This window comes from Fimbriimonadaceae bacterium (genome assembly GCA_019638775.1).
Classification (GTDB): Bacteria; Armatimonadota; Fimbriimonadia; order Fimbriimonadales; family Fimbriimonadaceae; genus JAHBTD01.
In genome coordinates, this window is record JAHBTD010000001.1 from 1128834 (window position 1) to 1152983 (window position 24150).

The following is a 24150-nucleotide window of genomic DNA, read 5'->3' on the forward strand; positions in this document are numbered from 1 at the left end:
AAGCAGAGGTTCAGCGTTGCCCACGAATCATAAGATTTCGGGTCGCTTATCGATCCATCCCGCAAGGTCGGCGATAGAATGTCCATCGCGGGACTTGCGTTTGCCCTCATAGAGCATCCGGTCGGCCCGAGAAACGATATCTGCCACACCCTCCGAGCTATGAGCCCAGCCAACAGACACATGAACTGGAATCTTGTTGCCATCCACCGGCAAATAGAACTGCAGACGGTCACGCAATCGCTTGGCGATCTGTTCCGTTCGCTCGGGGGTGGCGTCGGCAAGCAGCACGACGAACTCATCGCCACCGAGCCGAGCCACGATATCGGAGCTACGAACTAACTGTTCAAGCTTGTTTACGACTTCGACGAGCACGCGATCACCAGCCGGATGACCGTACGTGTCGTTCACCTGTTTGAAGAAGTCGAGGTCGATGGCCACCACGCCAAATGGAGCCTTTTCGGCTTCCTCCGTCAGGTTCTCCAAAACCGTGTCAAAAGTCAGTCGGTTCGCCGCACCCGTTAGGGCGTCGATGCTGGCGAGTTTCGCCATCTTTTGAACCTCGCTCACAAGCCGTGAGTGAAGTGCATGTTCGGCGGTGATGTCCGTGATGATGTCGATCGTTCCAGCAACGTGCCCTTCCGAATTCAAGGTGGGGCAGGTAGAAACAAGTGCATTGCGACGGATACCGCTCTTGGTCAAGAACTCCGCTTCAAAATTCGCACAGGTCTCTCTCGCCGTCACCGACTTCAAGTCGGTTCCGACCATAAACTGACTGGCGTGAGCCCCGATCACTTCCGACTCTTCGTACTCGAGCCATTGCGCCAGATACGGGTTGCATTCCACCACGATTCCTGTGTCGTCGAGCTGCCAAATCCCCTGCCGGATGTTGCGAATGATGAACTCGTATTCGTTGAGACGCGCCTGCACGTCGGTCTGCCTGAGCATCTCAGCGGGGGCATCTTCCGCTGTCACAAGGACCGCTTCAACTTTGCCGTCCTCACCCTCTAGCGGCTTCAGCTTTAGAAGCTCAGGTAAGTCGCTTCGGTTGATGTCGTGCAGGAATTCAATCGCTTCGCCTGACAGCCCACGCCCAAGTTTGTTAAGGTACGGCTCGTCCAGCGTTTCGAGGAATGTGGAAAGGTTTTTGCCGAACTCGCCGCCAGACAGCAGAACGCGTCCGTCACGATGAACGATCGCGACGGCACGATAAAGGCTGCTCAGCACAGCCCAAGCTTCCGAATTGTAGAGGTTTTGTAGCCTCATCTTTCCAATAACGCTCAATACTGTTAGACGCCTAATGGTGCCCGACAGAGTAGAAAAGGCGGAATTTGGCCTAATTGGCGCAAGGAAAGATACCTACGTATTTGACCAGGCCTGGGCCCCTCGCCCTCTATCGGCGCAGGCTCTCAAGCTCTTTGGCGAACTTCTCCGCCACGACTTTTCGCTTGACCTTGAGCGAAGGAGTAAGTTCGCCACTCTCGACGCTGAAGCTTGCGTCCACAAGGACCCACTTCTTCACGCGTTCAAAATCTGCCGAGTCCTTGTTGACCTTTTCCATCTCGTCCTTTATGAGCTTCTTCACCGCATCAAGTTCAGCCATCTGGTGCTCACTTGGGGCTTGCATCCCCTTCGACTCAATCTCAGCTTTGATCTTCTCGAAGTTCGGAACGATCAGCGCGTAGCAACATTCGCTACCGTCACCGAAAACCACGGCTTCCGCAATGTACGCGCTCTCTTTGATCTTGTTCTCAATCGGCTGTGGAGCAACGTTCTTTCCATTGGCAAGGACAAGAATGTCCTTTTTCCGGTCGGTGATCTTGAGGTGTTTGCCCTCCCAAGCGCCGATGTCCCCTGTGTGGAACCAGCCGTCGCTGTCGATGGCGGCGGCAGTCTCTTCTGGGAGGTTGTAGTAGCCGAGCATGACGCTACGGCCGCGCACCAAGATCTCCCCATCTTCGGCAAGCTTGACTTGCACGTCCTTGATCGGCATGCCCACCGTCCAATATTTGTTGTCGTCCGGGTGGTTGACACAGGTCGCGGCAGTGGTCTCCGTCAGGCCATACCCCTGCAAAACGTTCAGCCCCATCGCCATATAAAACTCGGCGACGTGCTGTGGCAAAGCAGCCCCGCCTGAAACGAAAAAGCGAATCCGGCCTCCTGTCTTCTCGCGAATCTTGCTCCCGACAACCTTGTCGAGCACGCCAGCTACCGGGGCAAATCCACCCCGCGCCCGAGTGACGCCTTGGCTGAGTGCGAGATTGAATAGCTTTTGTTTGAGCCCCGACTGCTTCTTGACGCCATCCAAAATTTTCTCTCGCGTGGCCTCCAAGAATCGAGGGACACACAGCACGATGGTGGGCTTGACCTTGACCATGTCGCTCGCCAGGGAGGCGAGGTTCTTGGCGTATCCAATGCAAGCGCCCTTCGAAATCGGTAGGGCCTGCCCGGCAAAGCGCTCAAACACGTGCGACATCGGAAGGAAGCAGAGGAAAGTGTCGTTCTCGTCGATCGGCAAACACTCTTTGATCTCCGAGCAGAGCCACGTGATCGCCCGGTGAGGCAGCATCGCACCCTTAGGCTGCCCTGTTGTCCCGCTCGTGTAAATGAACGTGGCGACCTCCTCAGGGTCCACTGCATCAATATGGGCATTCCAGTCTTCAAGACTTAGCTCGATTCCTGGCCTTTTAGAGATCTCGTCCAACGAACCCTCAGCGCCGCGCAAGAGCGTTGTTTGAACTCCAGCCATGCCCTTTGTCTTAGCTGACTGGTCGGTATTGCCCGCAATCACGATCTTTGCCCCGCAATCGCGAACGATGTATTGAGCTTGATCCGCGGGCAACGTGGGATAGATCGGCACGAGGATTACACCGAGCGACTGACATCCCCAGTCCGTCAAAGCCCACTCGTAGCAGTTATCGCTCTGGAGACAAATCCGGTCGCCCTTCGCCAATCCCAGACTCTTGAGCGCGCCTGCATACTGCCGCACGAGCTCGCCGAGTTGAGTGTAGGTTATCGAGCGGAAGTCGGAGCCCTCGGGAACGCGCATCGCCACGCGCTCCGGCCATCGTTGGATCGACTTACGAAGCATCGCTCCCATAGACAGGAGTTCGACGTTAGTGACAGGCTCTTGTACGGTGCTCATCATTGTCTCCATTGACATCTCAAAGAAACCAAACCGTTTCAACCTTAGCCGATCCACCCTGAAAATTGGTACCTGAATGGCGATCCGCTAACGGACATCAGCTATCTTTGCCCTTGGTTTCACAATCGCTTACGGCTGCTCACTCTCAGCACCCAGCTACCTAGAGCAGAGACCGTTCCTTCACCATAAAATAGTACGACACCAAAGCCGCCGCAAGCTCTTGCGGCTCGGCATCGATGCTGTGGACTCCGGCCGACTGCAACCGCGTTCCTGCACGCTGCCGGTCGCCGGTGAAGCTTAGAGCCGCGGCCTTGAAGTAAAGATCGTTCAGCTCAAAAACGCCCCTTTCCGCCGACTCCTTGAGCCTCGGGTCGCTCACCCGGGTCAGAAGGGTCAAGTGCCGTCTTGCCATCGGCCCGAGCGCCGTCACAAGATCCTTCGCCTGGTCCTCGTCCTCCGCATCGGTGAACGCCACCACCAACGACCGCCGCTTCCATCGTGTCGCAAGATAGCTAAAGGCCATGATCTGATCACTCTCGACCGGTTCCGCCATGATGTTGTGAATCGCTTCGATGATGATCCCAACTTGGTTGCGGCCCTTCTTGGGGGGGATATACCGGCGAACGGTATCTGCGTATACGAGGAGACCCACCTGATCACCTGCCACCTGAGCGGCATGAGCCAGCATCAAACACGCATCCAGAGCATGATCTAGCTTGGAAACGCCGTTGACCTCGCTGAGCATCTTGCGCCCGATGTCCAGTACGATGATCACCGATTGATTCCTCTCGGTTTCGTACTGCCGCACAACCAGTTTGCTGCGTCGAGCCGAGGCTTTCCAGTCGATTTTGCGGTAGTCGTCGCCCTCGGTATAGTCGCGCAGGCTCTCGAACTCCGACCCCAACCCCCGGATTGCCGTTTTACGAATACCCATCTGGTTGAGCTTTCCTCGCTGCTTGAGAAGGTCAAACTCACGCAGCGCCAAGACGTTGGGATACACACGTACGGGCTGGCCCGTGCCGAGCCGAACGATCCGGTCGACCAACCCAAACGGACAACGCAGCTTCAGATAAGAACCACGAAAGAAATCGCTCCCGCGCTCGGGTGGCGTGATGTGATAGTCCAAAGACATCGCTCGCCCCGGCTCCAAGTCCATTGGGAACTCTTTCTCAGTTGTCGTAAATGCCAAAGGTGGCTCATCCCGAAAGACCCCTCCGATTTTCTCTACACCCTCGTTCTCGATGAGAACCTCAACTCGGTTCGGCACTCGAACAGAGAGCACGGGGTCAAACTTCCGCCGAATGCGAAGGGTCTTGGTATCGGGGGCAAGCCGGAAACTGATCACTGCAGCAAGCAGAAGGCCGAAGTTGTAAGCCCAAATCGCCCACCCGTACCCGAACACGGCAAACAGGGCCGCCAAAGGCACACCCAGGACAAACAGGAACCAAAGTCGCCGTGTCGGAACCATTGCGGTTCATTTTGCCGGAAGTTGAACAGTGAATCCAATCGACAGTGAAAGAAAATAGGGGAGCCTTCTGCATTTATGGAGATCGCGACTGCAGCCGGGTAGCATTTCTGTATGGCCCAAGAGGTCGCGCTGTTAAGCCCGGAAAAAACGATTGTCACGTACCGCCTAGCCGGGATCGGCTCGCGTGCGCTGGCGAACATCCTCGACGTGATCATTGTCTGGGTAACCCTTACCGTCCTGGTCTCGATCATCGCGCTGGCTGGCGGACTGATGGGTGTTTTTGCCTCCAGCATCTTTGAGGCGATCTTCATGATCCTTGCGTTTGCGGGTCCCCTCCTCTACTTCATTCTGTTTGAGGGGCTTTGGAACGGGCAAACGATTGGCAAAAAAGCTGCAGGGATTCGCGTTCGCATGGTGGACGGCACAGCCGTGCGCTTTGGGTCGGCTGTCGGACGTAACCTGATGCGCGCTGCCGACTTCCTCCCGTTTGGATACTTCGCCGGAGTCATCGCGATGTTTACGAATCCGCGAAGCCAGCGTATCGGCGACCTCATATCGGGCACCATCGTCGTCTACGAACGGACAGCGCCCGTTCGATTCACGGTTGCACCCCATGCCGTCGCTACCCACCCTCTCGAAAACTCCGTCGGAGAATTGAAGGGGATGACCATGGAGGAGTATCTTGCTCTGCGTCGATTTTGTGACCGCTTCCCCGAACTCTCCACAAACATTCAAAACAAGATGATTGAAGAGGTCTGGAAGCCCATCGCCCGAACGCGCGGAATACCGGAGCTCGCAAACGTCCATCCGATCTATGTTGCAGAGGCCGCTGTCATGCGCTACGGAAGAACACACGGATTGTTATGACAACCTGTGGATTGTCGGTGGAAAGAGTGGATTCTTAAGAATGTGTCGAAAACTAGAGGTATCAAAGTTATACAGAACGTCGATATTCCACACGTTTATCCACACACGCCAATAGGGGCAATACACTGGATTTAAGTTCAAATATGGGCCAAATCCTAGACACGGGACTCACGGTGAACCTGGTTTTCCACATTTTAGGTTCCCGTTAACAGTAAATATAAATTCTCATGCTAACAAGGAGTGATTATAAGAAGGATGGGGATATCCGACCGCCGCCACGCCTTGCGGGGCTGGAACGAATCTCCGTGTCAGGATTCCGAAACTACGCCCATCTTTCTGTCGAGCTATCGCCCGAGTTCAATATCGTTGTCGGACCCAATGCCCAAGGCAAGACGAACCTTCTTGAAGCCATCTATCTTGCCGCGACTGGACGGATTCTGCGGGGTTCCAAGGACGTTGAGGCCATCCGTGAAGGTGATGAGAAGTTTCACGTCTCGGTCAAGCTCCTCGAGACGGGAACCGAGATTGCCGTTAGGCTGGAACGTGGTTCTCGAAAGCGAGCATCCCTGAACGGTGCCGACCTTCCCCGTGCCTCCGACATCCTTGGACGAATGCCGTGTGTTTGCATTAGTTCCGCGGACCTCCCGTTGGTTCACGGTGAACCTTCAGAAAGAAGGATGTTTCTGGACCTTGAACTGAGCCAGTTATTCCCCAGTTATCTTCGGCACCTGTCGTTGTACAAACGGGCTCTCGAACAGAGAAATGCGCTTCTCAAACTCGCCCAAGAGCGGCCTCAACCTCCCGATACCTTTGCCGTTTGGGAACAGCATCTAGCCGAACACGGGTCGAGCATTCGCCGTATCCGAAGCGATTATTTGACACAGCTTGAGCCTCATGCCTCCGCCACGCATGCCTTTCTTGGGCAGCAGGAGGTCCTCCAACTCGTTTACCGCCCCAAAGATGAAGCCCAGGACTCAGAAGCATTTGCAGTGGCTCTATCGGGCAACAGAGGGCATGAAATCGCTCGGGGCACCACAACCATCGGCCCCCACCGAGATGACTTCGAAATCCTTATCGGGGGTCGTGAGGGCAGGTTGTTTGGCAGCCAAGGGCAACAAAGGACAGCTGTCATCGCGCTCAAGCTTGGAACGCTGCTCCACACTCAAAGTGAGCTCGGATTCACACCGATTTTACTCCTCGACGACGTTCTGAGCGACCTTGATGCAGGGAGAAGATCACGCCTTGTCGAATGGGTACTGGAGCATGCTGGACAGACGGTGTTGACTTGCACTGAAGCAGAAGCCGCAGGGGAGTCGATTCTGAGCCGAACGAGGATTTTTGATGTGGTCGACGGCACGGTAAACCCAAGATGAGAAGAATCAAGCACGTTTTGAACGAGAGCTTCATGCAAGAGGAGGTTGTGCGTACCGCCCGTGCCCAAACATGCCTCCGTAGGTGGGTGGAGGTTGTCGGTGAGGGGTTGGCGAAGCGCTCTTGGCCGGATCGCTATGATCGCGGAACCGTTTGGGTGGCTGTCGAAGGATCGAGTTGGGCGCAAGAATTGCGTATGTTGAAGAGCCAAATCCTGGAGAAATTGACGGCGATGTCCGGCGAGAGAGGTCTGTTCAAGGACGTGCGCTTTGGAGTTCGAAAACTGTATCAGCATGAGGCCCTCGCCCCCGAGGAAGCGCCCTCCCCACCCTCGGAGGACGACCGCGAAGGCCTGAGCATTCGAGAGATTTATGAACGCAGGGTCGCCCGTATGGAGGCAGCCCCGGAGAAGCCCCTTGAGGGACCAGATTGAGCATAGGCCCGCCTTCGTGGGGGCTATGGCGCTTGTCGTGGGATTGGCTACCGCTCACTGGCTGCCCGCTGCCGCCTTCCTTCTCGCAATCCTTGTCTTGTTAAAGACCCTGCAAAGACGTGCGATAGCCGTCACGTTCTTTGCTCTAGGCGTTTTCTTGTGGCCGGGATTGCCAAGCCCATCTTCTGAGGCCAAGAGGGAGGTTGACGAAATCTTTACGGTAACGTCTATGCCACGCGCCATAAAAGATGGACTTATTGCCGAAATCATTAATGATACGGGACAGTATCGTATCGTATTAAAACAAGGCAAAATCTCCCTTGGTGACAATATTCGTGTCAAGGGTGTGATGAAAGGCGTCTCTGAGGTCCAGGAGCCTTATTTCCGCGCAAAGGGCTTGCAGGGTTCTATAACAGTAAACGAAGCAAAAGATATACAAATCGTTCATGAAGGGCCGCTCATCTTTCGTCTTGGACTTGCATGGCGAGAGTCGTTCTTAAGATTTTCGGAACAGTCATTACCGGCAGGAGTGTCCGATATGGCTGATGCCCTTTGCTTCAATGTTGACGGTGAGCTGCCCGAGGAATTCCGCGACAACCTCCAACGCACAGGCACGATCCACATCATCTCCGCATCAGGACTTCATGTCTTTCTTTTCTCGCTCGCTGTTCAGTTTCTGCTCGCCTTCTTGCCCATGCCGCGCTGGATGCAGTTCATCCTTCTCATCCTTGTGCTGCTTCTTTATTCCGCAGCCGCTGGATTTCGTCCTCCCGTCGTGCGTGCGGCGTTTATGGGAATTGCTTACATGGGCTCCGAGTTTTGCAAACGAGTCCCCGATGCCCTCTCCTCACTGAGTTTGGCCGCGATCATATATCTCCTTTGGAAACCGCTGACGCTGCTCGACATCGGTTTTCAGCTCTCCTTTGTCGCCGTCTTCGCGCTTGCCTACTTCCGACTCCATGAGAAATCTACAATCGAGGGCTTAACCGGCATCTTTAAGGTTCGAATCGGTCATTTGGCTTGGCAGAGCCTGGTGGCGACAGGTGCCACCGCGCCCCTTGTTGCCTATCATTTCGGGTTGGTTTCAGTGATCGCCGTGCTTGCCAACCTCCTCATCGCCGCCGCTATCTTGCCGATCATGGTGGGATCGGTGGTTGGGTGGTTGTTCTCTTTCCTGCTTCCAGCGGTCAGCGCCGGGATTCTTGCCATCTTTGTCACTCCTTTTGTCGGCTGGATCTCATGGGTGGTGAACGGATTAGGTTCGCTGAGTTTTGCCGCGATGGAGATTCCTGCGTTCAATGCCCTGTGGCTTGTGCCGATTTACGCAGCGCTCATTGCGCTTTGGAGGCCGCGTGTTCGCCAAGCTTAGATTCGCCGCGATCCTACTGGTTGCGGTCATTGCCGGGTTTTGGCTTGGCTGGCGCCCCTCATCTCCGAAGCCCACTCGCCTGATCTTCTTCTCCGTGGGGCAAGGGGATTGCGCACTGTTTCAGCACGATGGATTGAATATTCTGATCGACGCTGGCCCTGCCAATGAGTATTCAGATGCTGGAAGGACGTTGCTGTATCCGCAGTTGCGGGACCTTGGAGTCAATCGAATTGACCTCGTTCTCCTTTCACACCCCGACAACGACCATATCGGCGGCCTTGTGAGCCTCTCAAAGCGGATTGAGGTTCGTGTCGTGGCAGTTCCCAGGCACTTTAAGGAGCACAAGACGCTGCAAGATGTGTTGTCTCGAAGTCGAATCTCCGACCGAAACATCTTATGGATAGCACGCTCAATGCAGATGCAATCGGGAGAGTGGCAACTTCGGTTTGTCTCGCCTTCGTTTGATCAAGGCGACAACGATAATCAAGGCTCAATGTTCGTCTGGCTTGGCAATGGAAAGTCGTCGGCAGTCTTCAGTGGTGACGCTGATATGTTCACGGAGGCGACGATGCTGAAGAGGGGAAATTGGAAAGCCCAGGTGATGAAAGGCGGCCATCACGGAAGCAAGTTCTCAACCGGCCCAGAATGGCTCAAAGCAGTTCAGCCAAGGTATGTAATCTTCACATGCGGGCGGAACAATAGCTACGGTCACCCTTCGGCGGAGGCGGTTACTCGAGCAGAAAAGGCCGGGGCAAAGGTTTTGCGCACGGATCGGGATGGGACGATTACTTTTGAGGCCGGAGAAAGAGGGTTTGAGATCGTGGGGCGGTGATTTGATAGGGTTCCCCTCCTCGTCAATGTCGAAGGATTGGTAAAGGTGGGCAGAAGATTCCCTTCCCCCTGCATTTAGGGGGAAGCGACCTGTGAGCAAAGCAAACAGAGGGATGGGGGTCGCGACTGTTCGATCGCTAATCAAGGTTGACGCAAGCCTTTCGCTCGCCCTATCTTCGCTACGCTCAGACAACGGAGGGTTTTATCCTCCAAACAGCTTTCGTCGTTCTCCGATCTTCTCCAACTTCCCCTTCAATTCTTCCGCCAGTGCCCGATCCCGCTCCACAACCTCCGGCTTCGCGCGGCTCACAAAGTCCGCATTGTTCAGCCGTTGCAAGAGCTTCTCAAGGTCTCCGTTCACCTTCTCATGCTCCTTATCCAGCCGCTCAATCTCCTTCGCGGGGTCTACCAAGTCGTCAATCGGCAGGTGCAAGTCAACGCCCTCGACCGTTGTCGACATAAACTTCCCATCTGTCGGTTTGCCCTGGGTCAAGATCGCTACCCACGACTGCGTCTGAACGATGTAAGCCCCACTTCCCAGATCGCCCTCAAAATATGCCTCCTCGATTATCTTCATCGGAGTGAGGCCGACCTCCGCGCGCAACGCCCGGAAAGCCCGTGTGATCTCAAACGCACGTTCAATTTGCGCCTCTACAGCAGGCTGATGGAACTCGGCGGGCACTGTCGGCCAGGCTTCTTCCATCAGGAATCGCATCTTGCCTTCAACAGGCAGGTGCTGATAGAGCTCCTCGCTGATGTGGGGCATGAGCGGGTGCAGCAGCTTGAAGAACGTGCTCAAAGCCGTGATAAGAACCCACCGCGGCGCTGCATCCCCAGCCGCAAGGCGAGCCTTCGAGACTTCGATATACCAGTCGGCCAACTCTGACCAGAAGAACTTATACAGCGCAGAGCAAGCTTCCTGAACGTTGTATGTCTCGTAAGCATCCTTGCAGATCTTCTCCGTAGCGTATAGCCGGCTGAGCAGCCACTGATCCGTAGCTTCAAACTTTTCCGGCTTGGTGGGCGTTTCTGGAACGTTCATCAGAACGAACCGCGTCGCATTCCAAATCTTATTGCAGAAGTTTCGTGCGTCTTCGGTCCGGCGTTCGCTGTAGCGAATCTCCTGGTTGTGCCCGGTCTGGCTGAAAAGAGTCCAGCGCAGCGCGTCAGCGCCGAGCTTCTCGATGATGTCCATCGGGTCCACGCCCGTACCGAGTGACTTACTCATCCGCTTGCCGTCTTCAGTGAGGATCGTGGCGTAGATGAACACATCCTTGAACGGCTCCTTGCCCATGAAATCCTCGCCCATCATGATCATGCGGGCGACCCACAGATAGATAATGTCGCGGGCCGTGATCAGCACATCTCCAGGGTAAAACCGCTTCAAATCGGCGGTTTCTTCGGGCCAGCCGAGTGTGGCAAAGGGCCACAGGCCGGAGCTGAACCAGGTATCCAAAACGTCATCGTCCTGCTTGACGATCTTCTGTCCCGACTTCGTCTCGGCTTCTTCCCATGAATGCGCGGCAACGGCTTCCCCGCTCTCTGTGTAATACACAGGAATCCGGTGGCCCCACCAGAGCTGACGGCTGATGCACCAGTCGCGAATGTTCTCCATCCAGTCCAGATAAACTTTCTCGTAGCGGTTCGGTACGAACCGTGTTCGCCCGCTCTTTACAGCCTCGATTGCCGATTCGGCAAGCTTGGTTTGGCTGACAAACCACTGCTCAGAAAGGAGTGGCTCGATAATGTCCTTGCTGCGGTCGGAGATCTGGATCGCCATCTCGTGGTCTTCAATCTTGACCAGGAATCCCTGCTCTTCAAGCTCGGCAACGATGCGCTTACGAGCCTCCTGTCGATCCAGACCGGCATATTGCGCTCCGTTCTCGTTGACCTTGCCACGCTCGTCCAGTACCACAGGCATGTCCAAGTTATGCCGGACGCCCACTTCATAGTCATTGGGATCGTGGGCGGGGGTGATCTTTACCGCGCCAGTTCCGAACTCAGGATCGGGGTAAGTGTCGGCGATGAGCGGGATCTCGCGGTTGATAAGAGGCAGCCGCAGGGTCTTCCCGACCATGCCATGATAACGCTTGTCGTCGGGATGCACAGCAACCGCGACGTCGGCGAGCATCGTTTCTGGGCGTGTGGTGGCGATCACCACTTCGCCCGAGCCGTCGGTGAACGGGTAGCGAATGTGATACAGCTTGCCTTTAATGATCTGGCGCTCAATCTCGATGTCGGAGACGCTGGTTTGCAGGCTCGGGTCCCAGTTCACAACCCTCTTGCCCTTGTAAATCAATCCGCGCTCGAACCAGTCAATGAATACTTTCAATACGGCTTCAACGTAGCGCTCGTCAAGGGTGAAGCGGGATCGAGGCCAATCGAAGGCGCAGCCGAGCCGCCGAAACTGCTTGATGATGGTGTGGCCGCTTTCTTGCCGCCATTCCCAAACACGCTCAATGAAAGCCTCGCGCCCGATCTTCGCCGCGCTGGCGCCCTCTTTGCGAAGCATCTTGTCGACCACCGACTGCGTGGCGATTCCAGCATGGTCCTGGCCAGGCAGAATCAGGACGCTCTTGCCGATCTGTCGATGATAGCGGCCTAAGAGGTCGTGCAGGGAGTAGCAAAGCGCGTGGCCCATATGAAGGGAGCCGGTGATGTTGGGAGGGGGGATGGTGATGCAGTAGACGGGTTTGTCGGGGTCTTCATCAGGCTGGAATAGCCCCGCCTTCTCCCACTCGGCGTACCACTTCTGTTCCACTGCGGACGCATCGTAACGCGTCGAAAGCTCGTTATCGTTTGCCATATTGTCACCTTTCCTGTCATGAAAGACTTAGGCTTCATTATAGCGGAAGAGGCTCAAATAGGCCGCGCTGGAGGGCCCTGGCAGGTTAATCGGGTTTCATGTGAAACATTCCAGCTCCCCCTCCTCGTCAATGTCGAAGACTTGATGAGGAGGGGGTTAGGGGGTGGAGACAGCTCTTTTCTCCCGCCCCTTAATCCCCTCCCTCATGAGTCTTTCGGAGTTCACGCGGGAGGAAAAATCAACAATGTTTCACAAGAAACATCTTCACCGCTTCTGACTAAACAGCTCCCGAATCACATCCTCAATATCCACTTCCTGAATCGCTATATCCGCAACCGGAAGTGTTTGCAAAGCTTGAGCCGTGACCGTGGCCATCTTATCGGGCGGAATCTCAAGTAAAGCCGACGTTTCGTCCGACTCCACAACACACCCAAGCGCATTCAGAGCATCGGAAGATACGGCCGACCCGAACGTCAGTCGCAACTTTCGTGTGTTAGAAAACTGCTTGGTAAGTCCATCCAGCGTGCCCTCAAAGACCAGTTCACCATGGTCAATGACGATTACCCGCTTACAAAGCTCCTCCACATCCTGCATATAGTGGCTTGTAAGCAAGACCGTGCTGCCATCCTGCTTGTGCAACTCCTTAAGGAATTCCCGAATGCGCTTTTGACTGACGACATCCAGTCCCAGAGTCGGTTCGTCAAGGAAAACGACCCTCGGTGCATGGAGAAGAGCGGCCACCAACTCACACTTCATCCGCTCGCCCAGACTCAGTTTTCGAACCTGTGTATTCACCTTGCCGGATATCTGCAGCTCCTCAATCAGCCGGTCTACTCGGCGTTTGAAGTCGGCATCGCTAACCTCATAGAGCTCCTTTAGCACCACAAAGCTGTCCCAGGCGGGCAGGTCCCACCACAGCTGCTGCTTGTTGCCCATCACAATTGCAATCTGCTTGAGCATTTCGGGCTTGCGGTCAAAAGGAGTGAAGCCGAACACCTCCGCCTTGCCAGAAGTGGGATAGAGGATCCCGGAAAGCATCTTTAGCGTTGTTGTTTTGCCTGCCCCGTTCGGTCCGAGGAACCCAACCATCTCGCCTTGCTCGATCTCAAAGGAGACGTCAACAACCGCCTTAACCTCAGTCTTTTCACGGGTAAAAAGGCTCTTGATCGCCCCGCCCACACCGGGCAGCTTTTTGTGCGAGACGTAGGTCTTGCACAAGTCTTGAACGACGATCGCAGGCATACAGGGAGCTTACCAGAGCTAATTTGAACTGGTAGTGAGGTGAACCTCGTTACCGTACAATCGTGTTCCAATAGTAGATCGTGATTATCAGCGCCACAACCGGGGCCGTGAAGAGCAAGGAATCAATTCGGTCCAGAATTCCGCCGTGGCCTGGGAGCAGAGAGCCGCTGTCCTTCTTATCAAACTTCCGCTTCCATGCACTCTGAAAGAGATCGCCTGCCTGTCCGAAGACTCCCGCCGCCGCTCCACACACCGCGCTCCACACCATTGGGATGCCAGCGATATACCCGCCCAGCATCGCCCCCAGAATGCAGAAGATGAAGTTGGCGACAGCGCCCTCAACCGTTTTCTTAGGAGAGATCTTGGGAGCCAAGAGATGCTTCCCAAGATACTTTCCGGCAAGGATAGCCGCCGAATCGCCCGCCCAAAGGGCAAAAAGCGGGATCAGAATCGTCGACTTACAGTTCCAGAGCGATCCTCCATAGGCTGAGGAGTGGAGGGCCAGCAGGGAGCATAAGGGTGCCGCCACCCATAGGGAACTAAATTCAATAGCTAAGCGGCTGGATTTTTCCGGCTTTTGACTGGTCAGTGCGGCAGCTCCGATGATGGTCAAACCAAGGCAAGTGCCCACCCAGGCAATTTCCATATTTAAAAGCTGCAAGTCTATCAAGTCAAACGCTTGTGCTGTCAGTCCCACAACGGCAGCCAAAACACAAAGTGGACCTAAGAGTGGTTTCTCCCCCTTCTCGCTCGCCACACTCCCTATCTCCGCCGAGGCAATCCAGGACACTGCAATCAGCAAAAGCCCAAGAGGCAAGGGATGCGCGACAAAGACCGCCGCCAAAACGACAGGAATAAGGGCAAGGGCGGTCAATACTCGAGTTTTCAAAGGTTCTCCACGCTGAGCTGGAAAGTCTCTATGAAGAGACTACTTGGACTCATCACAAAGCGTCAAGGAATTCAAGCTTGAATCAAATCGTGGAGCCTGCGGCAGTTTAATCTTGCATCATCACGCCGATCTTTCGCTTTACTCGCTGCAAAGCATTGTCGATCGACTTGGTGTGACACTGCAACTCCGAGCTCATCTCTCGGTACGACATCCCTTCCAAGTAGCATCTCAGTACGCTTCTCTCAAGCTCACTAAGGATGTTTCGCACGGCTTCATGCAAGTTTCTCGGCAACTTCTCACACAGGACATCAACCGTGGGCGAATCGGCTTTCTGGTCGGGCAGAATGTCCAGCAAAGAGCCATCGGTAGGCTCGTCTCCCATTGCTCGATTTAGCGAGACATAACCGTTCAGGGGCACATGTTTCTGCCGTGTGGCGGTTTTCACTGCGGTAATGATCTGCCGGGTGACGCAAAGTTCGGCAAACGGTCGGAACTTGCTGAGGCGATCCTCGCGGAAGTCCCGAATGGCTTTAAACAGCCCAATCATTCCTTCCTGAATCACATCATCGTGGTCAGCCCCGATAACGAAGTAAGCGCGGGCTTTGTTTTCGACAAGCGGACGGTACCGAGTAATCAGAAACTCGGTCGCAATGGGATTGCCGCTCCGAGCAAGCGAAACGACCTCCTCATCCTGCATACAGCTAAAGCTGTTCTGGTCAAAAATCTCCGCTACGAAAGCCACAATTTACCAAGCGGCATGCGGTTTGCCATCTGATGCCCCGGCCCGCAAGATAGCATCCGGAACTTCCCCTTAATCATTCTATGTCAGGATTTCTCAGATGTCAATAACTTTTTACAAATCGCCCCTATTTAATTTACATTAGCTAAGGATGAGTAGATAAGAGAGGGAGTAAACACATCACTCTGGCGTAATATAAAGGCGATCCCCATCCCATGGATGAAGATCGCCTTGGAGGAAGGTAACAGAAGTCTCGCTTACGGGTTGACTTTAACTTTAATCGTCGCCTTGTAAGGTGTCTTCAGCCCATTCGCATCAGAGATAGTGAGCGTCACGGTATACGTGCCAGCTTTGCGGAACTTACGCTTAACTGCTTGTCCTTCCGCGTCAACTTGAATACCGTCTTTGGCATCGAAGTCCCACGTGTACTTCAGAATGCTTGCACCACCAAAACCGCGTGCAGAGAATGTCACTTCGTCGCCCAATGCCAGGTTCATATCACCTTGACCGATATCACCCGTGATCGGCGTTGTGTCGTTAACAACTCGAATCTCGCCAATATAGAAGGTAGTGACGGCATCGCCAGAGATCGCAATCTCTTTGATCTGCATATTGGTCTTATCGAGCCCGGTGATGGTTTTCAGCGGGGAGGCTATGTTCAGCCAGCCACGATCCATCGTCATACTGGTGTTTACGGCAATGTAGGCTTCGCTCTTCTTACCGTCTGTCGTGGTAACGATGAGCCTCAAATTCTTGAGAGAAGTCACTGGCATTGAAACCGTGCTTCCCGAACTGCCCGCGCCTGAGCCGCGGTTGCCTTGTCCGCCGCCGCCATCGTCGCCAACTGCGTTACCGGCTCCGCCGCCACCGCTCGTACCCAAACCGCCGCCACGAGTGCCGCCACCGCCGAGCGTTGTGTTCAGGTCGGCCACACGGATCGTGAAGCGCAGCAGGTTATTCTTATCGGCATAGGCGCTCTTCATGTCGATGGGCTCATTCATCGTGATGATTCCACCTTGGAAGAAGTTGCGCGTCGAAATGCGGATAGAGTAAACGCCCTGATAGGCGAGCTCATCCGTTTGAGCGATGCTGCCGCTGCCCCAGCCTCGCACCGAGATCTTCTGATCCTCAATCGTGCGTGCCGGGTTATAAAGCGCAGGATTCTGTGCAAACACACCTACGGCGGCTGCACCAAAAGCTATTGTTGTCCAGATCTTTGTCATGGATACCTTCCTCGTTTACCTCTCAACGTCTTCTCGGCGCACCCGTTGGATCGCAACAGCGCGCCCTGTGACTCTTTCGACGTCGACAATTACTCCACAGATTACACCACTTCCGCTTGCAACCTCAAATCGTTCGGGCAATCCGGTTAAGAACCGCCTCAGAATAATCCCTCGATCCATGCCAAGAACACCGTTTGGTGGGCCTGTCATGCCTACATCCGTTATCACTGCGGTCCCGTTAGGGAGAATCCGCTCGTCGGCGGTGGTTACGTGAGTATGCGTTCCGAGAACCATACTTGCGCGTCCATCCAAGTGATATCCAAAAGCGATTTTCTCGCTGGTGGCTTCTGCGTGAAAGTCAACCAAAATGTGAGACGTCTCAAGGGTAGGCAGGATTTCGTCGATCGCAGCAAACGGATCGTCGTAGCCATCAAGGAAGACCCGACCGCAGATATTGATGACCGCAAGCTGGATATCTCCTTTTGTAACAGTGCAGACTCCCCGCCCAGGACTGTTTCGATGCGCGTTATAGGGCCGCACAATCGGCTTGTTTGTGTTCAAATAGTCATGAACATCGCGCTTTTGGAAAGCGTGATTGCCGAGTGTGATCGCATCCACTCCCAGCTTTAAAAAGTCGTCTGCAATGTCGGAAGTGATGCCCACCCCTGCCGCAGCGTTCTCACCGTTGACAATCACAAAAAGGGGGTCGAGATCGTCGACAAGCCCCGGTAGGAACTCCTCTAACGCCCGACGTCCCGGCTTGCCAACAACATCCCCAATAAACAGAACGCGATAAGTGCTCATGCAACCCGAAGACAATACCCGGAGGGCGGTTCGTTCGACTTTGCGGGATTAGCCCTCAAACCCGCCTCCAAAGTGAGCTTCAACAGCCTCCCGAACAATATCCTCTGAAAAGCCCCTCGAGATCAAGAACCTTGCTGCTTTGGCAGGAGTATCTTTCTCTGGCTTCGATCGGAGCAGCGCCAAAGCCCGCTCTGCGTCATTCTCTTCGGTCACTGCAGCGAGGCAGGAGTCAACCAACGCCTCCTCAGCCCCCCTGGCAACAAGCTCGGCGCGGACGCGCTCCTTCCCCAACCCGCGCCGTTCGCTCATACGCTTGATTGCTTGCTCGACGGTCCGCAGATCGTCAATCAGATTGCCTTCCCGAAGGGTCTGCAGGGTGAGAGCTGTGGTTTCCGCGGAGAAACCCGCCCCCAACAGCCGCTTCTCAACCTCCGCCGACAGCTTGTCCGCAGCCTTGAGCATGCGCAGCGCCTTCAACAGCGCCTTCTCTGCATCTCCAGCTACATTCGGCAACGGTTTCATGAGGTTTCACAAAAACAAGAGCGGGCGGCTTGGATCAACTCCAAACCGCCCGCAAATCTGCACATGTCCGGCCTATTCCTCTTCTGTTGCTTCTGCTGAAACAACTGCCGATCCCTTGGCCATCAAACGCTCGCCTTTAACAATATCGCGGACCTTGGTGTTGATCTCGGCAAAGATCTCCGGATTCTCCTCCAGGAAGCTCCTCGCGTTGTCGCGACCCTGGCCAAGGCGAGTCTCGCCGTAGTTAAAGTACGTGCCTGACTTCCCGACGACCCCACGCAATACCGCAGCATCGAGAAGATCGCCCGAACGGCTGATGCCCTGCCCAAAGATCATGTCAAATTCAGCAAGCTTAAACGGCGGAGCGACCTTATTTTTGACGACCTTGACCTTGGTGCGGGCACCAATCTGATCGGCTCCGACCTTGATCGCATCACCACGTCGAACCTCCAGTCGAATCGATGACCAGAACTTGAGCGCGCGTCCGCCAGGGGTGGTCTCTGGATTACCGTACATCACACCGATCTTTTCACGTAGCTGGTTAATAAAGACCGCTGCCGTGTTCGACTTGCTGATGCTACCGCCCAATTTTCGCATCCCTTGGGACATCAGACGAGCCTGCAAACCGACAAACGCGTCGCCCATCTCGCCTTCAATCTCCGATTTCGGCACCAATGCCGCCACCGAGTCCACCACCACGATGTCGATCGCCCCAGACTTTATCATCCCATCCACGATCTCAAGAGCTTCCTCGCCGCTGGTGGGCTGAGAGATGTAAAGCTTGTCTACGTCAACGCCCAAAGCCCGCGCATATTCGATGTCCAGCGCGTGCTCCACGTCCACAAAAAGGGCCAATCCGCCAGCTTTCTGGGCCTCCGCGATCACATGCAGAGCGATAGTGGTCTTTCCGCTCGACTCCGCCCCATAAATCTCGGTGATGCGTCCGCGGGGGATGCCCCCAACGCCGAGCGCCATGTCTAAACTCAGCGCGCCAGTGGAGATAGCCGGGACAGGTTCCTTTGTACCTTCGCCCATGCGCATAATCGCGCCCTTTCCAAAGGCCTTTTCAATCTGGCTCAGCGCAGAATCAAGCGCGCGTTCGCGGTCCGGAGAAATATCACGAGTCATAGTACGTTCGGTTGCCATTGATGAATACACCTCAATCTTTGTCTACATAAGTCTACAGGAAAGAAAACAAATATGCAACGGTCAAATGTATTTTTTGCTGATAACGATGACGAACAGATTCGAGCGAAAGTTGTGCAACTTCAAAAACCCCGCATAATGACCTCATCATGCGCAAATGGCTGATCCCCATATTGCTTCTCCTGGCTTGCATTTCTGGGGCCCAGGAGTCGATCACCATTCGCATGATGGCAAGCCCAGCAATGGGCATCCCACCCAAAGAAGCCACCGACCCCCGCTCCCAAGCCCGGCGTGCGGTCTTCGACGAATTTCATCGCCAAAACCCTGACATCCGCGTCGTCAACGCTGGAGGTCTTGAACTCACCGGCGACCGCGCTGAAAGTGGATTCCTTATGTCCATGGCGGGGGACACCGCCCCCGACGTCTTTTATGTCAACTTCCGGCAGTACTACAACTTTGTCGATCAAGGGTTTTGCCGCCCGCTAAACGATCTCATCGCCAAGGACCCCGAAAGTATGGCGCGCGTGAACCCCCTCATCATGGAGGTTCTTGAAAGCTACGACGGCAAGATCTACGCGGTGCCGTGGTACCAGGTCGCGATGGCGCTCTACTACCGGCGCGACCACTTCCTCGAAGCGGGCCTCGACCCCACCAAACCGCCGAAAAACTGGGAGGAGTTCTACACCTACGCTCAGCGCCTTACCGAATCGAAAACAGGTCGCTACGGATTCGTTTTTGGGCAAGGCTCGGGAAGCCGGGCCTATTGGTGGATCAACTTCGTTTGGCAGGCCGGAGGAGAGTACGTCGAGCCCGGAGAACGGGGGTACTGGAAGTCAGCCCTGGATTCTGACGAAGCCGCCGTCGCCCTCGACTTTTACCGCACCCTGGTCATGAACAAGTGGACCGGGAAAGACGGCAAGCAGTACGGACCGGTCGCCAACATCGTCGGCAATATCAACGACGAAATACGTAACGGTAACGTATCGATGTGGTTCGGCTACACAAACGACGTTCTGCTGAACATGCAGGACCTCAACGCCGCCCTGCTTGGGATTGCCGCCCTTCCCGCCGGGCCTGCAGGCCGCAAAAACGAGATCAACGCGGGAATGTGGGCGATCAACGCGGCTGTGAAAGACCCTAAAAGGCTGGGGGCTTGCTGGCGATTCATCAAATACTTCTCTGGCGAAGAGGCCGCCCGCGTGAACACGGAGCAGTTTATTCAGCTAGGCATGGGCAACCTCGTCAGTCCCGTCTACCTCCGAAAATTCGGACACGACGATCTCCTTGGCCAGGTCGATCCCGCCTACGTTCGTGCCAACGAAGAGATTTTTCAAACGGGTCATCCCGAACCGTACGGGCGTAATGTTCAGCAAGTGTACGTCGTGGTCGACAACGCCCTCGATCGTGCAGTGCTCGAAAAAGACATACCAGCCAGGGAGATCCTGCGCGACGTCAGCGCCGAGATGAACGCAAAGCTGCTCGGCTACACTCCACCCGATGTCCTCGAAAAGCAGCGCAGCGTCGCCAGAATCGTCCTCGTCACTGTCTTCCTCATCGTCGCTGTTTGGATCGCTATCGCATGGCGAAGGGCAAGCAAGCGAACGGAGGTCTTCATCGAGAGGCTGCCAGCGGGAATCAGCCGTTCGAGCATCCGCCGGTTCATGTTCTGGTGCATTCTTCCGGCTGGTGGCAGCATCATCGCGTGGGCGTATTATCCGCTCTTGCGCGGGCTTGTCATCGCATTCCAGGATTACAGAATCGTAAAGGGCACGTCATGGGTCGGGCTCGACAATTTCATCGCCGTCTTCACCTACCCCATCTTTTGGCGCTCACTCCTCAATAGCTTTTTGTATGTTGCCCTCACGCTCATCATCGGCTTTTTCCTGCCGATTTTCCTCGCGCTCGCGCTCAACGAAATCCCGCGTTTCAAGGTCTTCTTCCGAACAGTTTTTTATCTGCCCGCGATGACCAGCGGCATCGTGATCGCCTTCCTATGGCGGCAGTTCTACGACAAGACCGAAGCTGGACTATTGAACACGATCCTCGCTCCGTTCATTAACGGCATCAATTGGCTCTTCCATAAAAAGATGCACCTTTTGAGTTCGGACATTCCCATCGCCAACGACTGGCTCGGCAATCCGACTTTGGCGCTGTTTGCCGTGGTGCTCCCCGGCATCTGGGCGGCGGCAGGGCCGGGCTCGATTCTCTACCTTGCCGCGCTTAAGAACGTCCCCGAAGAGCGCTACGAAGCCGCCGATCTCGATGGTGCGGGCTGGTTCAAGAAGATTCGGTACATCACATTCCCGGCGCTCACGCCGCTCATCCTCATCAATCTGCTCGGTGTTTTCATCGCAGGATTCAAAGCGATGGAGAACATCTTCATCCTCACGGGCGGTGGCCCGCTCTACGCCACGCACACGATCGGGCTGGAGATTTGGACCAACGCGTTCATGTTCCTCAAGTTCGGCTACGCCACGGCTGCAGCGTGGGTGATGGGCAGCATCCTGATTGGGTTTACCACTATGCAGATCAAGCATTTGGTGAAGATGCGGTTTACGGCTGCGAAGATTTAGGCGCGTTCAAATCCCCCTCCTTGTCAAGCCGAAGGATTGATGGGGAGGGGCTAGGGGTGGGGTATATCCGGGCTCCAATTCCTCCATAACTGGGGTTCGAAAGGATCTAACAAGTACCCTCAATAACGGCAGTTATGGAGGGATCGGTGTTGCAAGTGAAAATCAATCCGCGAATAACCGTCTTCCCCAACAATTCCGTGTTACAGTAGTTTCACGAGGCACAGGCATGCTATCCATCACCGTCGCCGCCCTAACCATTGCGCTTCAAAGCAGCCCCTTCCCCGACGTCCCCGCCAACCACTGGGCCTCGCCCGCTGTCCAGAACCTAAAGGACGCTGGCATTCTGCGAGGCTATCCGAACGGCAACTTTAACGATCCTCATGATCGAACGCCAATCAAGGCAAGGATAAGCGGTTTTCTCAATCAGACAGCGGCGGAGGGGTTATGGTTCAGACCAACAACCCTCACGGGCCAAAGGAGCCCAGGGAGCCGATATGAGGCGGCGGTAGTTGTCCGCATGCTTCTTGACAACTGGAGCAAACTTCTCGCCCAAGAGCCACCAGACGGTAGCCTGCGAAAACTCCTTGGACACACGGGCAATTTCAAGTTCTGGATTAAGGAGCTTCGCCAAGAATTCTTGGACCTCGACGATAATCTTGAGGTTCTGCTTGTCAAGCTACAGGATCTCCACGACCGCACGAAAGCTCGGATTGGCAAGTAGTTAGGTGTGGGCGGAGACAGATTAGTTTCTTTTAGCTACGGCTAAATGCAAATCATTCTTGCATCATTTGTCTACATGTGATAAAACATGCTTATGGCAAAAATCGAACTCCCAGAGCGCTTCCGCAAGGAGTATCAGTCGTCCAGCGCGGACGATATCAACGACCTAGCCTCTGCAACGGCAGCATTGAAGGCAAAAGGCAAGTCTATGGCCGAGATTGCAGCCAAGATTGCACAAGCAGGCTGGAGTCCTGAGTTCGCAAATTGGTACGCAGACGTCCTGTTAAAGAATGATGAAGAGTTCGAACTCATCCTCCCAGCTCCGCAGTTCTTCCCGCTCACGCCGCCCGACCCTGCCCAGCAAAAAGAAGATGCGGCCCGAAGCATCGGAACCATCTTGGGAGCCGTGGCTACTATTTGGCTCATGGGATGGGCTTTCTCCGGGATCGAGGAACTAGGAATCCGCCTTGGAATTCTAATCGTGGGAATCGGGCTGCTATGGGAAGGGTTTGCTCGTCTCGCTGTGTCGAGGAGCTTAAGCAGGCTATACGGCGTTGTTTCGATGGTCGTCATCGCTGCCCTCCTCGGGCTCGGCATCTTCTGGGCAAGTCTAACCGAGGGTTTGCCGCGTGAGGAGATTGAGGGCTACGCTATCGGGTTTAAGTTCATGCAAGCAATGGTGCCGACAGGGATCAGTTGGCTTGTATTCTGGCTTGCAACGAATTCAGCGATGCGTCGTAAGGCTGTGAAGGCTGGCGGGTCGAGTACAGAAGCCTGATCCACGCGGGATGGTTTCGCGAGATGCGATCGCATCAACGCACGAAGATTTTCGCTCCTAAGCCCTCCTTGTGCGACTTACCGGGCTCTCCCAAGGCCAAAAACGCCTCCGCCGGTACAATTTCTCAGATGGCTGACGCCAAGCCTGCCTTGATCGGCATGGACCGGAATGAGCTGACCGAGCTTGTCACAAACGACGACGCGCTGGGTGGGCACAAGGCTGCCAAAATGCGGGCGTCTCAGCTTGCAAAATGGATTTATGCGAAGGCCGTTGACGACTTCGACCAGATGACAGACTTGCCTGCTACCGTTCGTGAAAGACTGAAGGAGGCGTATCGGGTGAGTCCGCTGACGGTGGCGACGCACAGGACATCCACGGACAAGGTGCAGAAGCTTCTCGTTCACAACGGGGACGACCAGGTTTACGAGTGCGTTCTTCTGCCCTACCAAGACCGCGTCAGCTGTTGTCTTTCAAGTCAAGTGGGTTGTCCGATGGGCTGCACCTTTTGCGCCACCGGCCTCGGCGGATTCGACCGCAATCTGAGCGCTGGAGAGATCGTCGGGCAGTATCTGCTGCTTCAAAAAATCTCCAAGGACCGCATCTCCCACGTCGTCTTTATGGGCATGGGCGAACCGCTGTTAAACCTCGCTGGTGTACTCAAAACCCTGACGCTGATGCACGAAGAGATCGGTCTGAGCTATCGACACATCACTATCTCCACGGTCGGCATCGTTCCCAAGATTCGTGAGCTCGCCAAGGAAAAACTGCCGATTCACCTCGCCCTTAGTCTGCACTCCCCTATTGACGAGATACGCGACCGCCTCATGCCCGTCAATCATAAGTGGCGGGTGCAGGAAGTTGTGCAAGAGATGCGCGACTACCACCACTCCACAGGACGCAAAGTGACCTTCGAGTACCTGCTTCTATCCGAACTCACCGACACACCCGAGCAGGCTAGGGAGTTAGCAAAGCTTGTTCAGGGCCTGCCGTGTGTGGTGAATGTGATCCCATTCAACTGGGTCGCGACCGAGGAAGATTTCAAACGCCCTTCGCGCGAGCGCGTGCGAGCCTTCAAGCAGGAGCTTAAGAATCGGGGTGTGAATGTGACCGAGCGTATGGAGCGCGGGCACGACATCGCGGCAGCGTGCGGCCAGCTCGCTGGTCAGCACAAGGGCAAGTTCGCGAGGAGGGATCAACCATCCGCATTGCCGCTCTTGTCGTGACCGC

At 55.1% G+C, this 24150-nt stretch carries 20 protein-coding genes; 9 read left to right on the forward strand and 11 right to left on the reverse strand.

Annotation, left to right across the window (positions count from 1 at the left end; all coding sequences use genetic code 11):
- Positions 1-27: 27 nt before the first annotated feature.
- The 3 genes from KF784_05295 to KF784_05305 all read right to left on the reverse strand — a co-directional run bounded on the left by KF784_05295 (position 28) and on the right by KF784_05305 (position 4610).
- Entirely contained in the window at positions 28-1263 is a 1236-nt protein-coding gene (locus KF784_05295; protein MBX3118458.1) for a sensor domain-containing diguanylate cyclase, read from the reverse strand.
- A gap of 127 nt (positions 1264-1390) precedes the next feature.
- Positions 1391-3142 carry a long-chain fatty acid--CoA ligase gene (locus KF784_05300; protein MBX3118459.1) on the reverse strand — a complete coding sequence of 584 codons (1752 nt, stop codon included), beginning with the start codon at positions 3140-3142 and terminating at the stop codon, positions 1391-1393.
- 160 nt (positions 3143-3302) lie between these two features.
- Positions 3303-4610, reverse strand: a complete 1308-nt coding sequence (locus tag KF784_05305; protein MBX3118460.1) for a DUF58 domain-containing protein — start codon at positions 4608-4610, stop codon at positions 3303-3305.
- A 111-nt stretch (positions 4611-4721) separates the two neighbouring features.
- Here KF784_05305 and KF784_05310 point away from each other — a divergent pair, with 111 nt between their 5' ends.
- The 5 genes from KF784_05310 to KF784_05330 all read left to right on the forward strand — a co-directional run bounded on the left by KF784_05310 (position 4722) and on the right by KF784_05330 (position 9482).
- The gene (locus tag KF784_05310) at positions 4722-5477 is read left to right on the forward strand and encodes an RDD family protein (protein MBX3118461.1); all 756 of its coding nucleotides are present in this window, start codon (positions 4722-4724) and stop codon (positions 5475-5477) included.
- Between the two features lie 227 nt (positions 5478-5704).
- Positions 5705-6850 carry a DNA replication/repair protein RecF gene (gene recF, locus KF784_05315; protein ID MBX3118462.1) on the forward strand — a complete coding sequence of 382 codons (1146 nt, stop codon included), beginning with the start codon at positions 5705-5707 and terminating at the stop codon, positions 6848-6850.
- Positions 6847-7281 (forward strand): DUF721 domain-containing protein, encoded by a 435-nt coding sequence (locus KF784_05320; protein MBX3118463.1) that lies wholly within the window; start codon positions 6847-6849, stop codon positions 7279-7281. The genes recF and KF784_05320 overlap by 4 nt, the downstream gene beginning before the upstream one ends.
- Positions 7265-8650: a ComEC/Rec2 family competence protein gene (locus KF784_05325; GenBank protein ID MBX3118464.1), complete on the forward strand. Its 1386-nt coding sequence runs from the start codon at positions 7265-7267 to the stop codon at positions 8648-8650. The genes KF784_05320 and KF784_05325 overlap by 17 nt, the downstream gene beginning before the upstream one ends.
- Positions 8634-9482 carry an MBL fold metallo-hydrolase gene (locus KF784_05330; GenBank protein ID MBX3118465.1) on the forward strand — a complete coding sequence of 283 codons (849 nt, stop codon included), beginning with the start codon at positions 8634-8636 and terminating at the stop codon, positions 9480-9482. Before KF784_05325 ends, KF784_05330 begins: the two co-directional genes overlap by 17 nt.
- Positions 9483-9683: 201 nt before the next feature.
- Here KF784_05330 and KF784_05335 read toward each other — a convergent pair whose 3' ends face one another.
- The 8 genes from KF784_05335 to recA all read right to left on the reverse strand — a co-directional run bounded on the left by KF784_05335 (position 9684) and on the right by recA (position 18852).
- Complete coding sequence (locus KF784_05335) at positions 9684-12287, reverse strand: valine--tRNA ligase (protein ID MBX3118466.1); 2604 nt, start codon at positions 12285-12287, stop codon at positions 9684-9686.
- 264 nt (positions 12288-12551) lie between these two features.
- The gene (locus KF784_05340) at positions 12552-13529 is read right to left on the reverse strand and encodes an ATP-binding cassette domain-containing protein (GenBank protein ID MBX3118467.1); all 978 of its coding nucleotides are present in this window, start codon (positions 13527-13529) and stop codon (positions 12552-12554) included.
- Between the two features lie 49 nt (positions 13530-13578).
- Positions 13579-14418: a phosphatidate cytidylyltransferase gene (locus KF784_05345; protein ID MBX3118468.1), complete on the reverse strand. Its 840-nt coding sequence runs from the start codon at positions 14416-14418 to the stop codon at positions 13579-13581.
- Between the two features lie 106 nt (positions 14419-14524).
- Complete coding sequence (sigH, locus tag KF784_05350) at positions 14525-15115, reverse strand: RNA polymerase sporulation sigma factor SigH (GenBank protein ID MBX3118469.1); 591 nt, start codon at positions 15113-15115, stop codon at positions 14525-14527.
- Between the two features lie 299 nt (positions 15116-15414).
- The gene (locus KF784_05355; protein MBX3118470.1) at positions 15415-16380 is read right to left on the reverse strand and encodes a PKD domain-containing protein; all 966 of its coding nucleotides are present in this window, start codon (positions 16378-16380) and stop codon (positions 15415-15417) included.
- 15 nt (positions 16381-16395) lie between these two features.
- Positions 16396-17184 (reverse strand): TIGR00282 family metallophosphoesterase, encoded by a 789-nt coding sequence (locus tag KF784_05360; protein MBX3118471.1) that lies wholly within the window; start codon positions 17182-17184, stop codon positions 16396-16398.
- A 48-nt stretch (positions 17185-17232) separates the two neighbouring features.
- The gene (locus KF784_05365) at positions 17233-17706 is read right to left on the reverse strand and encodes a RecX family transcriptional regulator (GenBank protein MBX3118472.1); all 474 of its coding nucleotides are present in this window, start codon (positions 17704-17706) and stop codon (positions 17233-17235) included.
- A 72-nt stretch (positions 17707-17778) separates the two neighbouring features.
- Positions 17779-18852, reverse strand: a complete 1074-nt coding sequence (gene recA, locus KF784_05370; GenBank protein MBX3118473.1) for a recombinase RecA — start codon at positions 18850-18852, stop codon at positions 17779-17781.
- Between the two features lie 149 nt (positions 18853-19001).
- Between recA and KF784_05375 the strand changes: the two genes are divergently transcribed.
- The 4 genes from KF784_05375 to rlmN all read left to right on the forward strand — a co-directional run bounded on the left by KF784_05375 (position 19002) and on the right by rlmN (position 24146).
- Complete coding sequence (locus KF784_05375; protein MBX3118474.1) at positions 19002-21425, forward strand: extracellular solute-binding protein; 2424 nt, start codon at positions 19002-19004, stop codon at positions 21423-21425.
- A gap of 226 nt (positions 21426-21651) precedes the next feature.
- Positions 21652-22146: an S-layer homology domain-containing protein gene (locus KF784_05380; protein ID MBX3118475.1), complete on the forward strand. Its 495-nt coding sequence runs from the start codon at positions 21652-21654 to the stop codon at positions 22144-22146.
- 93 nt (positions 22147-22239) lie between these two features.
- On the forward strand, positions 22240-22923 hold the full coding sequence (locus KF784_05385) for a hypothetical protein (protein MBX3118476.1): 684 nt from the start codon (positions 22240-22242) through the stop codon (positions 22921-22923).
- Positions 22924-23051: 128 nt separating this feature from the next.
- Positions 23052-24146 carry a 23S rRNA (adenine(2503)-C(2))-methyltransferase RlmN gene (rlmN, locus tag KF784_05390; protein ID MBX3118477.1) on the forward strand — a complete coding sequence of 365 codons (1095 nt, stop codon included), beginning with the start codon at positions 23052-23054 and terminating at the stop codon, positions 24144-24146.
- Positions 24147-24150 lie beyond the last annotated feature (4 nt).

What these genes read in the sequence shown, in the direction of transcription:
- KF784_05300 (MBX3118459.1), bottom strand. Translation starts at nt 3,142, where the DNA reads ATGAGCACCGTACAAGAGCCTGTCACTAACGTCGAACTCCTGTCTATG.
- KF784_05335 (MBX3118466.1), bottom strand. Translation starts at nt 12,287, where the DNA reads ATGGCAAACGATAACGAGCTTTCGACGCGTTACGATGCGTCCGCAGTG.
- KF784_05355 (MBX3118470.1), bottom strand. Translation starts at nt 16,380, where the DNA reads ATGACAAAGATCTGGACAACAATAGCTTTTGGTGCAGCCGCCGTAGGT.
- KF784_05380 (MBX3118475.1), top strand. Translation starts at nt 21,652, where the DNA reads ATGCTATCCATCACCGTCGCCGCCCTAACCATTGCGCTTCAAAGCAGC.
- KF784_05385 (MBX3118476.1), top strand. Translation starts at nt 22,240, where the DNA reads ATGGCAAAAATCGAACTCCCAGAGCGCTTCCGCAAGGAGTATCAGTCG.
- KF784_05375 (MBX3118474.1), top strand. Translation starts at nt 19,002, where the DNA reads ATGCGCAAATGGCTGATCCCCATATTGCTTCTCCTGGCTTGCATTTCT.
- KF784_05340 (MBX3118467.1), bottom strand. Translation starts at nt 13,529, where the DNA reads ATGCCTGCGATCGTCGTTCAAGACTTGTGCAAGACCTACGTCTCGCAC.
- KF784_05305 (MBX3118460.1), bottom strand. Translation starts at nt 4,610, where the DNA reads ATGGTTCCGACACGGCGACTTTGGTTCCTGTTTGTCCTGGGTGTGCCT.
- KF784_05365 (MBX3118472.1), bottom strand. Translation starts at nt 17,706, where the DNA reads ATGAAACCGTTGCCGAATGTAGCTGGAGATGCAGAGAAGGCGCTGTTG.
- KF784_05295 (MBX3118458.1), bottom strand. Translation starts at nt 1,263, where the DNA reads ATGAGGCTACAAAACCTCTACAATTCGGAAGCTTGGGCTGTGCTGAGC.
- recA (MBX3118473.1), bottom strand. Translation starts at nt 18,852, where the DNA reads ATGGCAACCGAACGTACTATGACTCGTGATATTTCTCCGGACCGCGAA.
- rlmN (MBX3118477.1), top strand. Translation starts at nt 23,052, where the DNA reads ATGGCTGACGCCAAGCCTGCCTTGATCGGCATGGACCGGAATGAGCTG.
- sigH (MBX3118469.1), bottom strand. Translation starts at nt 15,115, where the DNA reads ATGCAGGATGAGGAGGTCGTTTCGCTTGCTCGGAGCGGCAATCCCATT.
- KF784_05310 (MBX3118461.1), top strand. Translation starts at nt 4,722, where the DNA reads ATGGCCCAAGAGGTCGCGCTGTTAAGCCCGGAAAAAACGATTGTCACG.
- KF784_05320 (MBX3118463.1), top strand. Translation starts at nt 6,847, where the DNA reads ATGAGAAGAATCAAGCACGTTTTGAACGAGAGCTTCATGCAAGAGGAG.
- recF (MBX3118462.1), top strand. Translation starts at nt 5,705, where the DNA reads ATGCTAACAAGGAGTGATTATAAGAAGGATGGGGATATCCGACCGCCG.
- KF784_05360 (MBX3118471.1), bottom strand. Translation starts at nt 17,184, where the DNA reads ATGAGCACTTATCGCGTTCTGTTTATTGGGGATGTTGTTGGCAAGCCG.